This window comes from Streptomyces sp. NBC_00353 (assembly GCF_036108815.1).
In the GTDB taxonomy this organism is placed as follows: domain Bacteria; phylum Actinomycetota; class Actinomycetes; order Streptomycetales; family Streptomycetaceae; genus Streptomyces.
Genome location: NZ_CP107985.1, coordinates 7,534,912 through 7,550,279, shown reverse-complemented (window position 1 = coordinate 7,550,279; position 15,368 = coordinate 7,534,912). Strand labels below are relative to the sequence as shown.

The 15,368-nt window shown below is 72.5% G+C and carries 11 protein-coding genes, 1 pseudogene and 1 riboswitch; of the genes and pseudogenes, 8 read left to right on the top strand and 4 right to left on the bottom strand.

The window, feature by feature from the left end; all coding sequences use genetic code 11:
* Window positions 1-42: 42 nt before the first annotated feature.
* Both OHA88_RS34020 and OHA88_RS34015 read right to left on the bottom strand, forming a co-directional pair.
* Complete coding sequence (locus tag OHA88_RS34020) at window positions 43-1,170, bottom strand: alpha/beta hydrolase (protein WP_328628317.1); 1,128 nt, start codon at window positions 1,168-1,170, stop codon at window positions 43-45.
* Window positions 1,171-1,252: 82 nt separating this feature from the next.
* Entirely contained in the window at window positions 1,253-1,975 is a 723-nt protein-coding gene (locus tag OHA88_RS34015) for a class II aldolase/adducin family protein (protein ID WP_328628316.1), read from the bottom strand.
* Between the two features lie 293 nt (window positions 1,976-2,268).
* Between OHA88_RS34015 and OHA88_RS34010 the strand changes: the two genes are divergently transcribed.
* The 8 genes and pseudogenes from OHA88_RS34010 (at window position 2,269) to cobC (ending at window position 12,747) form a co-directional block, all read left to right on the top strand.
* Window positions 2,269-3,561 (top strand): inorganic phosphate transporter, encoded by a 1,293-nt coding sequence (locus tag OHA88_RS34010; protein WP_328628315.1) that lies wholly within the window; start codon window positions 2,269-2,271, stop codon window positions 3,559-3,561.
* A gap of 12 nt (window positions 3,562-3,573) precedes the next feature.
* Entirely contained in the window at window positions 3,574-3,807 is a 234-nt protein-coding gene (locus tag OHA88_RS34005; protein ID WP_328628314.1) for a hypothetical protein, read from the top strand.
* Between the two features lie 164 nt (window positions 3,808-3,971).
* A riboswitch (cobalamin riboswitch) is annotated at window positions 3,972-4,102 on the top strand.
* Window positions 4,103-4,252: 150 nt separating this feature from the next.
* Entirely contained in the window at window positions 4,253-5,233 is a 981-nt protein-coding gene (locus OHA88_RS34000; protein WP_328628313.1) for a cobalamin biosynthesis protein, read from the top strand.
* Entirely contained in the window at window positions 5,230-6,789 is a 1,560-nt protein-coding gene (locus tag OHA88_RS33995) for a cobyric acid synthase (RefSeq protein WP_328628312.1), read from the top strand. The genes OHA88_RS34000 and OHA88_RS33995 overlap by 4 nt, the downstream gene beginning before the upstream one ends.
* A 175-nt stretch (window positions 6,790-6,964) precedes the next feature.
* Complete coding sequence (locus tag OHA88_RS33990) at window positions 6,965-8,989, top strand: putative cobaltochelatase (protein WP_328628311.1); 2,025 nt, start codon at window positions 6,965-6,967, stop codon at window positions 8,987-8,989.
* Window positions 8,989-9,597, top strand: a complete 609-nt coding sequence (gene cobO / locus OHA88_RS33985; protein ID WP_030920034.1) for a cob(I)yrinic acid a,c-diamide adenosyltransferase — start codon at window positions 8,989-8,991, stop codon at window positions 9,595-9,597. The genes OHA88_RS33990 and cobO overlap by 1 nt, the downstream gene beginning before the upstream one ends.
* Window positions 9,591-11,063: a cobyrinate a,c-diamide synthase gene (locus tag OHA88_RS33980; protein WP_328628310.1), complete on the top strand. Its 1,473-nt coding sequence runs from the start codon at window positions 9,591-9,593 to the stop codon at window positions 11,061-11,063. The genes cobO and OHA88_RS33980 overlap by 7 nt, the downstream gene beginning before the upstream one ends.
* Window positions 11,064-11,167: 104 nt before the next feature.
* Window positions 11,168-12,747: pseudogene (gene cobC / locus OHA88_RS33975) on the top strand (Rv2231c family pyridoxal phosphate-dependent protein CobC).
* 132 nt (window positions 12,748-12,879) lie between these two features.
* Here cobC and OHA88_RS33970 read toward each other — a convergent pair.
* Entirely contained in the window at window positions 12,880-13,863 is a 984-nt protein-coding gene (locus OHA88_RS33970) for an SCO1860 family LAETG-anchored protein (RefSeq protein ID WP_328628309.1), read from the bottom strand.
* Window positions 13,864-14,201: 338 nt separating this feature from the next.
* Window positions 14,202-15,302, bottom strand: a complete 1,101-nt coding sequence (locus OHA88_RS33965) for an amidohydrolase family protein (protein ID WP_328628308.1) — start codon at window positions 15,300-15,302, stop codon at window positions 14,202-14,204.
* Window positions 15,303-15,368 lie beyond the last annotated feature (66 nt).

Here is a 15,368-nt window from a genome sequence, read left to right as displayed (position 1 = left end):
GGTGGACCGGGCCGGACCAACCGGTCGATCCATCGCATCAGGTCACATCAGGGGCGTGAGGAAGCGCCGCATGGCCTCTTCGTAACTGGCCGGACCGGCATTCCACATGGCCGCATGCGGAGCCTGCGGTACGGGGTGCAGGGCGACCAGGTCGGGGCGGCGCGCGGCAAGATCGCGGGACGGTTGCCACGGGGCCAGGGTGTCGTCGGGGCCGTGGAAGATCAGCGTCGGGACGTGCAGGGCCTGCGGGAGGGAGGTGTCGAGGAGCCTGGCTCCGTGCAGTCCGGTCTGGCCCTGGGCGGCGCGGACGGCGAGTGGCATCAGTGCGGACGGGACGCCGCGGGCGGTGGCCAGGGCGCGCAGCGTGGTGGCCCAGTCGAGCACCGGGGAGTCGAGGACGAGGCCGCAGATCCGGTCGCGGAGAGCGGAATTGACGGCCGCGTGCAGGGCCATCGAGGCGCCGGTGGACCAGCCGTGCAGGACGACCTTCTCGGCGCCGTACCGCACGGCGAAACGGATCACCGCGTCCAGGTCGCGCCATTCGGACTCGCCGAGGTGGGTGAGTCCGTCCGGGGAACGCGGGGCTCCGGGGTCGCCGCGATAGGCCGGGTCGAGGACCGGAAGCTGCAGCCCGTGCAGGAATTTCATGACATTCATGGGGTGTTCGCGGGTGGTGCCGAGGCCGTGCACGGTGATGACCCAGGTGTCCCGGGGGCCGGGCAGGAACCAGGCGGGCAGGGAGCCGAGTTCGCCGGGGATCTCGACGTCCTGGTGGTCGAGGCCGAGGGCTGTGCCCGGGTCGCCGCTGTACAGCGCGGGTGTGATCCGGACCTGGGTGCCGGGTTCCAGGCTGCCGCTGTTGACGCGTTCCAGTCGGCGCACGACGGCATCGGCGGCGTGCGGCGCCTGTTCGATCACCGGGCCGACGACAGCGTGGACGCCGTCGCCCATCAGTCCGTACGTACCGGGCCGGAGCGCGGCGAAGGAACGGGTGAGCGTGACCTGTCCGGCCGCCGTGGCGTGCACGGTGAGTTTGCGGTCGGCGGGGAGGGGACGTCCGGACGGCGGCCCGAGGGCGGCGTCGCTGGCGTACCGGCCGGCCGCGACCACTGCCGCGCCGACGCCGAGGACGGTGATGACGGCTGCTGCCGTCGCTGTAGCCGGGCGCACCGCTTCAGTGTCGGGGGGTGTGCCGCACCCTGCCAGTGGGCGGGGGCCGTCCGGTGGCAGGGCGGGCGGGCGCGCCTCCCGGTCAGCCGGGCTGCCCGTACCCCTTCAGGGCGTCCTGCACCTCGTCCAGCTGGGCCCGGGTGAGCAGGGACGGGGAGTGGCCGGGGACGGAGCTGGCGGTGAGCCAGAGCCTGCACATCCATTCGAGCTGGGCGGTGCGGTCGTAGGCCTCGTCGAGGGTGGATCCGTAGGTGACGGTCCCATGGTTCCGGAGCAGACAGCCTGTGCGGTCGCGCAGGGCGCCCAGCATGTTGTCGGCCAGCTCCTGCGTTCCGTACCGCGCGTAGGCCGCGGTGCGGACGGGGCCGCCGAGCATGGCGGCGGCGTAGTGCACGAGCGGAACCTCGGGGACGAGGGTGGAGACGGCCGTGGCGTGTACGGCGTGGGTGTGCACGACGGCGGCCGCGTCGCTGTTGCGGTAGACCGCCAGATGGAGCGGGAGTTCGCTGGTCGGGGTCAGGTCGCCGAGGACCTGGCGGCCCTCCAGGTCGACGGCGACAGTGTCTCCGGGGCCGAGCCTGTCGTAGGGCACACCGCTCGGCGTGACCAGGACGAGGTCGCCGACCCGCGCCGACACGTTGCCCGAGGTCCCGACGACCAGGCCCTCCGCCGCAGTCCTGCGGGCGGTGGCGACGACGCCGTGCCAGGCCTGCTCGACGGCGTCCTGTGCGTCATGTGCGGCGTGTGCATCCTGTGTGTCCTGCGCGGCTGTTGCGCCGCTTCCGTCCTCATGCCGATCGCTCATGGGGGAATCCTGTCAGCGGGGCGGGCGCGGCAGGAGACCGTCGGGTGACCGACATCTCTTTGTCGGATTTTCCGGCGGATTCGCCCTCGGAATCGGCGGTCCACCGGACGGGGCGAGGGCGGCGAATTCCGGCCACCGCACGCCCTGCGGTGGCCTCCGACTGCCGCGTGGCGGTCGAAACGATCAACGCCACTCCGCTTCGAGTCACCACAGAGCCCCGTCCAGTTCATCTTCCGTTCACCCAGGTTGCCTACGGTCCACGAGCCAATGACGTCGAGCGATTGCCTGGGTAAATGGAACACATCACGCTGCTCCTCGCGATTGTGATCGTGACAGCTCTAGTGTTCGATTTCACGAACGGTTTCCATGACACCGCCAACGCGATGGCCACCACCATCTCGACCGGCGCTCTCAAACCCAAGACAGCGGTGGCCATGTCCGCCGCTCTCAACCTGGTCGGCGCGTTCCTGTCGATCGAGGTCGCCAAAACGATCTCCGGCGGGATCATCAACGAGAACGGGCTGCGGACAGAAGTCATCTTCGCGGCCCTCGTCGGCGCCATTCTGTGGAATCTGCTGACCTGGCTGGTCGGCCTGCCGTCCAGTTCCTCCCACGCCCTCTTCGGCGGACTCATCGGCGCCGCGGTGATGTCGGCGGGCTGGTCCTCGGTCGACGGCGGCACCGTCGTCACCAAGGTGCTGCTCCCCGCGGTCGCCGCCCCGGTCGTCGCCGGTCTCGCCGCACTGCTGGCGACCAGGCTGACGTACCGGATCGGCGGCAAGGTCCGTAACGACGCCCAGGAGAAGGCCACCGCCAAGGGCTACCGCGCCGGCCAGATCGCCTCGGCCGGACTGGTCTCGCTCGCCCACGGCACCAACGACGCGCAGAAGACCATGGGCATCATCACCCTGGCCCTGGTCACCGGCGGCGTTCTCTCCCCCGGCTCCAACCCGCCGGTCTGGGTCATCGTCTCCGCCGGTATGGCCATCGCGCTCGGCACCTACCTCGGCGGCTGGCGCATCATCCGCACCATGGGCAGTGGCCTCACCGAACTCAAGCCGCCGCAGGGCTTCGCCGCCCAGACCAGCGCGGCCACGGTCATCCTGGCCTCCTCGCACCTCGGCTTCTCCCTCTCCACCACCCAGTCGTGCTCCGGCGCCGTGATGGGTGCGGGACTGGGCCGCCGGGGCGGTGTGGTCCGCTGGTCCACCGCGACCCGGATGTTCGTCGCCTGGGGTCTGACCCTGCCGGCCGCCGGTCTGGTCGGTGCGGGCGCGGAATTCCTCACCAAGCAGGGCACCTGGGGTGTCGTCGTCGTCGCCATGCTGCTGATCGGCGGGTCCGCCGCCATCTGGCTGCTGTCCCGCCGCAAGCCGGTCGGTCACGACGATGTCGCTCCCGACGCCGAACCGGCGGGTGTCATCACCACCGCCATGGCGGCCGTCACCCCGCCGCCCACCGGGGCCGCGGCTGCGGCCACGACGGCGGACGCGACCGCAGCCACGGACGCGGACACGGACCTCAAGACCACCATCCCGGCCCCGGCCGGAACCGTCGCCGATCCGGCGCGGCCCGCCACGGTGTAAGGACAGATCACCATGAACATCGACTGGGCAGCTCTCGGTTCCGTCTTCGGCGTCTCCCTCGTCGTCACCGTGGCGCTGGTGGGCCTCTTCACCCTGGGCATCGTCGGCCTCTCCAAGCAGCCGGAACCGGCGGCGCAGGGCGGCTCCACCTCAGGCTCCCTGGTACTCGCCCGCACCGGCGCGTACCTCTGCTTCGGGCTCTGCGCGGCCGCGGTCGCGTACGGGATCTATCTGATCGTCGCCTGAGCACCAACCCGCACTCCGTCATCGGGGTCTCATCGGGCCGGACACACCTCGCGTGTGTCCGGCCCGATGTGCGTCTGCGCACACTGCGCCGCCGCAGGTCAAGGCCAGGTTGACGGGCATTCGCGGAGCGTGGTGGACTGCCGGAGCCATTTACGGCGACAGCAGAGGAAGCCGGTGCGAATCCGGCGCGGTCCCGCCACTGTCACCGGGGAGCAGTCCCCCACACCGGAAGTCACGGCTCGCGCAGGCGGGTTGGAAGGCCGGGGGAACTGCGGATCCGGGAGCCAGGAGACTCTCGCCGCCGGTCACGTCGAACCAGGGCGCGGACCCTGAGTGAGGACATATCGCCATGCCCGGCTGCCGTGCGTCGTCGTCCGTTTCTGTGCCGCTCCCACCAGGAGCCGGCTGTACGAAGGTCCTTCGAGGCGCAACGGCCGGCTGAGCCGTGCGAGCCGACCGCATCTTCGCGTACGGCGCCACGGCCGGTCTGATCGGCGATCTGCTGCTCGGTGATCCCCGCCGGCGGCATCCGGTCGCCGCGTTCGGACGGGCCGCCGCAGCCGTCGAGCGCCGCCTGTGGCGCGACCACCGCGGGTGGGGCGCACTGCACACCCTGGTCTGCGCCGGAGGGGCCGCGGGCGGAGCCGCACTGGCCGCCCGTGCCGTACGCCGTCATCCCGCCGCATCCGTCGCCCTCACCGCGGCCGCCACCTGGTCGGTCGTCGGCGGCACCTCGCTGGGGCGCGAGGCCCGCGCCATCGGCGGCGCGCTGGCCGCCGGTGACATCGCACTGGCCCGTGAGCGGCTCCCCCATCTGTGCGGCCGCGACCCGCACTCCCTCGACGGGCCGCAGATCGCCCGCGCCGTGGTGGAGTCCGTCGCCGAGAACACCTCCGACGCGGTGGTCGGCGCGCTGGTGTGGGGCGCGCTGGGCGGCGTGCCCGGACTCGTCGCCTTCCGGGCCGTCAACACCCTCGACGCCATGGTCGGGCACAAATCACCCCGCCATCTGCGCTACGGCTGGGCCTCGGCCCGGCTGGACGACGTCGTCGGCTGGCCCGGTGCCCGTCTCACGGCCGCGCTCGCCGTGGTTGCCGGGGGGCAGCCACGTCGGGCGGTACGCGCCTGGCGGGCCGACGCCGGCAAGCACCCGAGCCCCAACGCGGGGCCGGTGGAGGCCTCGTTCGCGGGCGCGCTCGGCGTACGGCTCGGCGGGACCCTGGCGTACGGCGGCCGTGTCGAGCACCGGCCGGTGCTGAACGGCACGGCCGGCCGTGCGGTGGAGACCGAGGACATCGAGCGCGCGGTGCGGCTGTCGCGCCGGGTGGGGGTGCTGGCCCTCGGCGTGTGCGCGGCGGGCCGGCTGATCGCGGGGAGGCGGTCGTCCACGGGGCGGCGCCCGGCCGCGGGACGGAGCGGAAAATGAGCGGCGGACTGCTTGTCGCCGGAACCACGTCGGACGCGGGCAAGAGCGTCGTCACGGCAGGCATCTGCCGCTGGCTGGTGCGCCAGGGGGTGAAGGTCGCGCCGTTCAAGGCGCAGAACATGTCGCTGAACTCGTTCGTCACCCGCGAGGGCGCGGAGATCGGACGTGCGCAGGCGATGCAGGCCCAGGCAGCCCGGGTGGAGCCGACCGCGCTGATGAACCCGGTACTGCTCAAGCCCGGCAGCGACCGCTCCAGCCAGGTCGTCCTGATGGGCAGGCCGGTGGGCGAGATGAGTGCACGCGGCTACCACGGGGGACGGCAGGAGTCGCTGCTCTCCACGGTCGTGGACTGTCTGGAACAGCTTCGGGGCACGTACGACGCGGTGATCTGCGAGGGGGCGGGCAGCCCGGCCGAGATCAATCTGCGCCGCACCGACATCGTGAACATGGGGATCGCGCGGGCCGCGCGGTTCCCGGTGGTCGTCGTCGGCGACATCGACCGCGGCGGTGTCTTCGCCTCCTTCTTCGGTACCACGGCGCTGCTCAGCGCCGAGGACCAGGCGCTGATCGCGGGCTATCTGGTCAACAAGTTCCGCGGCGACGTGTCGCTGCTGGAGCCGGGGCTCGACATGCTGCACGGGCTGACCGGGCGGCCGACGTACGGGGTGCTGCCGTTCGCCCATGGCCTGGGCATCGACGAGGAGGACGGACTGCGGATCTCGCTGCGCGGGGCCGTACGCGAGTCGGTCGTCGCGCCTCCGCACGGCGAGGACGTGCTGCGGGTCGCGGTGTGCGCGGTGCCGCTGATGTCGAACTTCACCGATGTGGACGCGCTGGCCGCCGAACCGGGTGTGGTGGTGCGGTTCGTGGACCGGGCGGAGGAGCTGGCCGACGCGGACCTGGTGATCGTGCCCGGCACGCGCGGCACGGTGAAGGCGCTGGCCTGGCTGCGCGAACGGGGGCTGGCCGACGCGCTGCTGCGGCGGGCCGCGCAGGGGCGTCCGGTGCTCGGCATCTGTGGCGGGTTCCAGGTGCTCGGTGAGCGCATCGAGGACGAGGTGGAGTCGCGGGCCGGGCAGGTCGACGGGCTCGGACTGCTTCCGGTACGGATCCGGTTCGACCGGGAGAAGACCCTGGCCCGGCCGGTCGGTTCGGCGCTCGGGGAGCCGGTGGAGGGGTACGAGATCCATCACGGCGTCGCCGATGTCCGGGGCGGCGAGCCGTTCCTGGACGGGTGCCGGGTGGGGGCTGTGTGGGGCACGCACTGGCACGGCTCGCTGGAGAGCGATGCGTTCCGGCGCCGGTTCCTGGTGGAGGTCGCGGCGGCTGCGGGGCGGCGGTTCGTGCCGGCGCCGGACACGAGTTTCGGGGCGCTGCGGGAGGAGCAGTTGGACCGGCTGGGGGATTTGATCGAGGAGCATGCGGATACGGGGGCGTTGATGCGGTTGATCGAGGCGGGGGTGCCGGGAGGACTGCCGTTCGTGGGCCCCGGTGCCCCGGAGGTGCCGGCGGCCCGTGCGGGGCGCGGCGCCGGGGTGACCGGGGGGTCGGCGTGAGGGGGGCACCCGCGGCGGGCTCCGTTCCCGGACCCGCCCCTTCCCGTGACCGGGGCTCCGCCCCGGACCCCGGTGCTCAGGCACGGGACGGGCTGAGCAGCCGTCCGGACACGCTGGACGGCGGGCCCGGCCGGGGCGCCGGTTCTTGGATGGATGACGTCGTCAAGGAGGCTTTGTGAGTACCCCGTATCCCTTCACTGCCATCGTCGGGCAGGACGATCTGCGGCTCGGATTGTTGCTGAACGCCGTATCGCCCGCTGTCGGTGGAGTGCTCGTGCGTGGGGAGAAGGGGACCGCCAAGTCCACCGCCGTGCGGGCACTTGCCGCGCTCATGCCCGAGGTCGGTGTCGTCTCCGGGTGCCGGTTCTCGTGTGACCCGGTGTCGCCCGATCCCGCGTGTCCCGATGGTCCTCACGAGGCCGGGGGCGGCGTGTCGCGGCCGGCTCGGACCGTGGAGCTGCCGGTGGGCGCGTCCGAGGACCGGCTCGTCGGGGCGCTCGACATCGAGCGGGCGCTCGCCGAGGGGGTCAAGGCGTTCGAGCCGGGGCTCCTCGCCGATGCACATCGCGGAATCCTGTACGTCGACGAGGTCAACCTGCTCCACGACCACCTGGTGGACCTGCTGCTGGATGCGGCGGCCATGGGCGCCTCGTACGTGGAGCGCGAAGGCGTCTCCGTGCGGCATGCCGCGCGGTTCCTGCTCGTCGGGACGATGAACCCCGAAGAGGGCGAGCTTCGGCCGCAGTTGCTCGACCGGTTCGGGCTGACCGTCGAGGTCGCGGCGTCGCGCGAGACCGACCAGCGGGTCGAGGTGGTGCGGCGGCGGCTCGCGTACGACGACGATCCGGCCGGGTTCGCCGCCCGGTGGGCCGATGAGGAAGGTGCGTTGCGGGAGCGGATCGCTGCCGCGCGGGCGCTGCTTCCTCAGGTGACACTCGGGGATCGTGCCCTGCGCCAGATCGCCGCCACCTGTGCTGCCTTCGAGGTCGACGGGATGCGCGCCGACATCGTGATGGCCCGCACCGCGACCGCACTTGCCGCGTGGGCGGGACGTACCGACGTGCTCGCCGAGGACGTCCGGCAGGCAGCACTCCTCGCGCTCCCGCACCGGCGGCGCCGCAACCCGTTCGACGCGCCCGGTCTCGACGAGGACAAGCTCGACGACACGCTGGAGCAGAACAGCGGTGAAGGGGAAGGCGGCGGGGACGACCCCGGTCCGGACGGGCCGGGTGGGGGTGGGCAGCCGCCGCAGGGGGACGGGCCCGACACGCCGCCGCAGCCCGAGGCGGGGGACGACGACACGCCCGGACTCCCCTCGCAGGGCCGCCCGGCCGGGGGCGGTGAGCAGCAGCCCGTACGAGCTGCCGAGCCGTTCCGGACGAAGATGCTCAGTGTGCCGGGGATCGGCGAGGGTGCGGCGGGGCGGCGGTCCCGGGCGCGTACCGAGCACGGTCGCACGACCGGTGCGCGGCGGCCCGAGGGACTGCTGACCAAGCTGCATCTGACGGCGACCGTGCAGGCCGCCGCCCCGCACCAGCACGCGCGCGGACGCACGGGGCGCGGCCTCGTGGTGCGGCGCGATGATCTGCGGCAGGCCACCAGGGAGGGGCGCGAGGGGAATCTGGTGCTCTTCGTCGTGGACGGATCCGGGTCGATGGCCGCCCGGCAGCGCATGGGCGCCGTGAAGGGCGCGGTGCTGTCACTGCTGCTGGACGCGTACCAGCGGCGGGACAAGGTCGGTCTGATCACCTTCCGGGGCAAGGGCGCCGAAGTGGCGCTGCCGCCGACGTCGTCCGTGGACACGGCCGCCGCACGCCTGGAGACGCTGCCGACCGGTGGACGTACCCCCCTCGCGGCCGGGCTGCTGAAGGCCCATGACGTGCTGCGGGTGGAGCGGCTGCGCGATCCGTCGCGGCGGCCGCTGCTGGTCGTGGTGACGGACGGGCGGGCGACCGGTGGCCCGGACCCGGTGGCGCTGGCCGCGCGGGCCGCGCGGCTGCACGAGGCCGAGGGCACGGCGTCCGTCGTCGTGGACTGCGAGTCGGGGGTCGTGCGGCTCGGGCTGGCCGGCCGGTTGGCGCGCGATCTCGGCGGCACCGCCGTCACGCTCGACGAGCTGCGGGCCGACTCGATCGCCGGACTCGTCAGGGACGTTCAGGGAACCCAGGGAACCAACGGATCCAGCAGGAGGGCAGCTTGATGCCGCAGGGACAGCCGACCACCGTGCCGGACGACGGGCTGACGACTCGCCAGCGACGCAACCGTCCGCTGCTCTTCGTCCACACCGGTATCGGCAAGGGCAAGTCGACAGCCGCGTTCGGACTCGCGCTGCGCGCCTGGAACCAGGGCTGGCCGATCGGGGTGTTCCAGTTCGTCAAGTCGGCGAAGTGGAAGGTCGGCGAGGAGAACGCGCTGAAGGTGCTCGGCGCGAGCGGTGAGGGCGGCACGGTCGCCTGGCACAAGATGGGCGAGGGCTGGTCGTGGGTGCAGCGCGGCCTGCACGGCGACAACGCGGACAACGAGGAGAAGGCCCGGGAGGGCTGGGAGCAGGTCAAGCGTGACCTGGCGGCCGAGACGTACAAGCTGTATGTCCTCGACGAGTTCGCGTACCCGATGCACTGGGGCTGGATCGACACCGACGAGGTGGTCGAGGTGATGCGGAACCGTCCCGGCACGCAGCATGTGGTGATCACCGGACGCAATGCCCCGGAGAAGCTCGTCGAGGCCGCCGATCTGGTGACCGACATGTCGAAGGTGAAGCACCCGATGGACGCCGGGCAGAAGGGCCAGAGGGGCATCGAGTGGTGACGATTCCGCGACTGGTGATTGCCGCGCCGGCCTCCGGCAGCGGCAAGACCACCGTGGCGACGGGTCTGATGGCGGCCTTCACTCAGCGCGGTCTCGCCGTGTCGCCGCACAAGGTCGGACCCGACTACATCGACCCCGGCTATCACTCGCTGGCCACCGGGCGGGCGGGGCGCAACCTCGACGCGTACATGTGCGGGCCGGAGCTGGTCGCTCCGCTGTTCGCGCACGGGGCGCGTGGGTGCGACCTGGCGATCGTCGAGGGGGTGATGGGGCTGTACGACGGGGCCTCCGGGCAGGGCGAGTTGGCGTCGACCGCCCACGTCGCGAAGTTGTTGCAGGCACCGGTGGTGCTGGTCGTGGACGCGTCGTCGCAGTCGCGGTCGGTCGCCGCGCTGGTGCACGGCTTCGCCTCGTGGGATCCGGAGGTACGGATCAGCGGGGTGATCCTCAACAAGGTCGGCTCGGACCGGCACGAGATGCTGCTCCGGGAGGCGCTGGACGAGTCCGGTGTGCCGGTGATGGGGGTGCTGCGGCGGGCCGAGCAGGTGGCCACGCCCTCGCGGCATCTGGGACTGGTGCCGGTGGCCGAGCGGCGGGGCGATGCGGTGTCCGCAGTCGCGGCGATGGGCGCGCAGGTGGGCGCCGGGTGTGATCTGGATGCGTTGATGGCGTTGGCGCGGTCGGCGCCCCGGTCGCCTGCGGGCTCGGGGGCGTGGGATCCGGTGGAGGCCGTGCGGGGTGCGGTGGCAGGCGGAGGCGCCTGCGACGCGGCCGTTCCCCTGCCCGGCCCTGCCCGGAACCTGGGCTCCGGTGCTCGGACACCGGACGGACCGGAGAGTGGTGGCCCGGACGGACCCGGTCGTGGCCGGCCCGTCATTGCCGTGGCCGGGGGGCCGGCGTTCACCTTCTCCTACGCGGAGCACAGCGAGCTCCTCGCCGCCGCCGGGGCCGAGGTCGTGACGTTCGATCCGCTGCGGGACGTGGCTCTGCCCGAGGGCACCCGGGGGCTCGTGATCGGCGGCGGGTTCCCGGAGGTGTACGCCCCCGAGCTGTCCGCCAACGAGCCGCTCCGCAAGGCCGTTGCCGATCTCGCGGCCGCCGGGGCGCCGGTCGCGGCCGAGTGCGCCGGGCTGCTCTATCTGTCGCGTTCGCTCGACGGGCTGCCGATGTGCGGGGTGCTCGACGCCGAGGGCCGGATGTCGAAGCGGCTGACGCTCGGCTACCGGGAGGCCGTCGCGATCACCGACAGTGCGCTGGCCGCGGTCGGCACACGGCTGCGCGGGCACGAGTTCCACCGGACGGTGCTGGAGCCGGGTGCCGGTTCCGCGCCCGCATGGGGCATGCATCTGCCGGAGCGGCGTGTGGAGGGCTTCGTGCAACAGGGCGTCCATGCCAGCTATCTGCATACGCACTGGGCTTCGGCGCCGGGCATCGCCCGGCGGTTCGTCGGGCGGGCCGCGGAATGACACCGTCGGTCCACGATGCCCACGGTGGTAGCAGTCGGTAACGCACCCCGGTGCCCGCATCCCGGGCCCGCCCCGTCCCTCGAGTCGGCGAAAGGATTTCTGCCATGGCTCTGCTGGTCGTCGGGGTCGGGGCGGGCAGCGGTGTGACGGTCGACGAAGTACTGGGGCTCGTCCTTTCCGTACTGCGCGAAGCCGGTCTCTCGCCCCGCAGCGTCGTGGAGTTGGCGACCGTCGACGCCAAGGCGGACGAGCCGGGGATCGTCGGCGCTGCGGCGCGGCTGGGCGTACCGGTGCGTGCGTACCGCGCGGACGAGCTGGCCGCGGTTGTCGTGCCGAATCCGTCGGGTGTGTCGCTCGCAGCGGTCGGCACGCCGTCGGTCGCGGAGGCGGCGGCTCTCGTCGGCGCGGACGAACTGCTCGTACCGAAGCGGAAGTCGAGCCCCCGGGGGCGGGCGGGGAAGGTGACGTGTGCGGTGGCCCGGCGGGCGTCGCACGCGCATCCGGATCCGACCGTTGCGTGGAGCCCGGTGCCGGGCACATAGTCGTCCTGCTGTCGCTCCACCCCACAGTCATGAACCAGTCCCCCCACACCCCCCTGGAAGTCATGCACACTCCCACTGAGAGTCCCGACGTGAACAGCGCGGGCGGGCACGATCTGCGGCATCACGGTGACGCGGAGGTACGCGGCCGGGATCTGACCGATCTCGCCGTCAACGTACGCACGGATACGCCCCCGGCCTGGCTGAGGGAACGAATAGCCGCCTCTCTCACCACGCTCGCCGTCTACCCGGACGGGGGCCCGGCGCGGGCCGCGGTCGCGCAGCGGCACCGGCTGCCGGTGGAACGGGTGTTGTTGACGGCGGGCGCGGCGGAGGCGTTCGTGCTGATCGCCCGGGCGCTGCCGGCCCGGCGGCCGGTCGTCGTCCATCCACAGTTCACCGAGCCCGAGGCGGCGCTGCGCGCGGCCGGGCACGAGGTCGGGCGGGTGCTGCTGCGCGCCGAGGACGGCTTCCGGCTGGATCCGGCGGCCGTGCCCGATGAGGCGGATCTGGTCGTCGTCGGCAATCCGACCAACCCGACGTCGGTCCTGCATCCGGCGGCCGCACTGGAGAAACTGGCGCGCCCCGGACGGACGTTGGTGGTCGACGAGGCATTCATGGACGCGGTCCCGGGCGAGCGCGAGGCACTGTGCGGGCGTACGGACATCCCCGGCCTCGTCGTGCTGCGCAGCCTCACCAAGACGTGGGGGCTGGCGGGGCTGCGGATCGGTTACGTACTGGCCGGTCCGGAGACCATCGGCGCACTGCAGGAGGCCCAGCCGCTGTGGCCGGTGTCCTCGCCGGCGCTGGCGGCGGCCGAGGCGTGCATGGAGCCGCGGGCGCTGGCGGAGGCGGCCGCCGCCGCGGACCGGATCGCGGTGGACCGGGCCCATTTGGTAGCGGGGCTCATGGAGTTCGCCGAGGTGCGGGTGGCGGAGCCGGCCGACGGACCGTTCGTGCTGGTCCGGCTGGAGCGGGGCGCGCAGGTGCGGGAGCGGCTGCGGACGCTGGGGTTCGCGGCGCGGCGCGGCGACACTTTTCCGGGTCTCGGCCCCGAGTGGCTGCGGCTGGCCGTACGCGACCGTGCGACCACCAACCGCTTTCTGCAGGCGCTCGATCAGGCGCTGGTGCTCGTCGGCCGCTGACGGCCAGGGGCCCGGCGGCTGATCTCAGGCACGGGCGGGGAGCGGTGTTCGCGTGAGATCACGCGGACACCGCTCCCCGCCTCCCTGTTGCTCGTCCGTCCCCTGTTACGCCGCCCCTCGGGCCGGGTCGCGTCAGTCCTGGGCGCCGCGCCCGCGGGCCACGACCATGGCGCCCGCACCCAGCGCCAGCAGCAGGGCCGCGCCGCCTGCGATGTAGGGCGTCGTGGAGCTGCCGCCGGTCTCCGCGAGATTGGTGTCGACCGCCGCCGGGGCGTGCCCGGTCCCGGTCTGGGGCTTCACTTCGGTTCCGCCGTCGCCGCTGTCGCCACCGGTGGTGCCGCCGTCCCCGGAGCCGCCGTCGCCGGAGCCGCCGTCGCTGCCGCCCGCCGGCTTGGTGGGCTCGGGCCCCTTCGGGGTCTCGCAGGTCGCCTCGGCGAGCGTGACCTCCCCCTTGACGTCGGCGACGTTCAGCTTGAGCGGGTTGACCGACACCTCCAGCCGGAGCGCGGCGGCCGCCGCGGTACGGGACGTGGTCCGCGTCTTCGACAGGTCGAGCGTCACCTCTCCCACACCCGGCACGTCGACCCGCGTGGTGCCGCCCGAGGTGAGCGTGACCCGCTTGCCGAGGACCGAGACACGGCCCAGCACATTGGATTCGGCGACGGGCTTGCGGCCCACCTCGCAGACCGCCTTCGAGGTGACCTTCTCGACCTCGATGAGCGAAAGCAGCGGCAGTCCGGGCAGATGCACACGGGCCTTCGCCAGGTTGCTGTAACCCTCCGCCCGGCGCTTGTCGACGGTCGCCTTCGCCGTGGCCACGTCGGCGCGCAGCACGCTGAACGGGCGCCCGTGATTCACGCCGTCGAGCCGCACGCGGAGCGCGGTCTGCTCGGCGCTCGCCGGTGCGTGCACCTCGTTCAGCGTGGCCTCGAGCGGCACATCGACGGTCTTGCTCAGGAGCGATACATCGAGTGCGGTACGGAGCACGACCGCGCTCGCCTTCCCGCCACCGGTGGTCGTGGTCGCTCCGGTGGCGTGCGCCGGGGCGGCGACCAGCAGAGCGACAGGAGCGGCGGCGACCGCCAGGGCGGCCAGGCGGAAGGTGTTGCTGTTCAAAATGGTGGAACCCCCACAAGAGACATGGAGCCACCGGCACCGCCCAATGGGGGACATCGCGGGCGCCGGTGACCTCGACTCCGTGAATCTTTACGTACAGAGGATGAACTGACAGACAGCTGCGGCGAGTTCACTCCAAAGGGGGGTTTCCGCGCCTGTATTCGAATATCGAGGTACGTCTGTTCCTTCGGCGCTCCTCACCGTCACCCGTTCCGCCGAGCGCATGGGTGGTGTGGCGCAAGCGCACCGGAGTGTGCGCAGAAGTGCTGCAACGAGCGCGAGGGCGGTTCGGACACTGGCTGTCAACGTGTCACCCTTTCTGCTGGGACACGGTGGCGTCAGCCGATCACCCGCCCGTTCAGCACCACCTGGCGCGGCGCCGCCAGCACCCGTACATCCGCCCGCGGGTCCTCGTCGTACACCACCAGGTCCGCCGGGGCGCCCTCCTCCAGCCCCGGCCGCCCGAGCCATGCGCGGGCACCCCAGGCGGTCGCCGAGAGCGCCTCGCGCGCCGGGATGCCGGCCTTGACCAGTTCGGCGACCTCCGCCGCCACGAGTCCATGGGCCAGCGAGCCGCCCGCGTCGGTGCCGACATAGACCGGCACCCCTGCGTCGTACGCCGCGCGCACGGTCTCGTAACGGCGCTCGTACAGCTGCCGCATATGCGCCGACCAGCGCGGGAACTTGGCCTCGCCGCCCGTCGCGAGGTCCGGGAACGTGGCGATGTTGACCAGCGTCGGGACGATCGCGACGCCGCGCTCGGCGAAGAGCGGAATGGTGTCCTCGGTCAGGCCCGTCGCATGCTCGATGCAGTCGATCCCGGCCTCGACGAGATCGACGAGAGCGGCCTCGGCGAAGCAGTGTGCGGTGACCCGTGCGCCGAGCCGGTGTGCCTCGGCGATGGCCGCCTCGACCTCGCCGCGCGGCCAGCAGGCGGTCAGGTCACCGGCGTCCCGGTCGATCCAGTCGCCGACCAGCTTGACCCAGCCGTCGCCGCGCCGCGCCTCCTGCGCGACGTACGCGACGAGGTCGCCGGGCTCGATCTCATGGGCGTAGTTCCGGATGTACCTGCGGGTCCTGGCGATATGACGGCCGGCCCGGACGATCTTGGGAAGGTCCTCCCGGTCGTCGATCCACCGGGTGTCGGAGGGCGATCCGGCGTCCCGGATGAGCAGCGTGCCGGCCTCCCGGTCGGTGAGCGCCTGCTTCTCGCTCGTGGCGGCGTCGACCGGGCCGTGGTGATCGAGCCCCACATGGCAGTGGGCATCGACCAGACCCGGCAGCACCCAGCCGGTGACGGTCTCCGCCGCGTCCGCGCCGGGTGGCCGCTCGTACGAGATCCGCCCGCCGACCGCCCACAGCTCGTCCCTGACGTCGTCGGGACCGACGAGCACCCGCCCCTTCACGTGCAGCACCGGCTGCGCCTTGTGATCACTCATGGCAGCACTGTACGAGGCGGTGTCCGGGAGGCCCTGGGTACTCTCGACGGAAGCGCTGTTCGCACG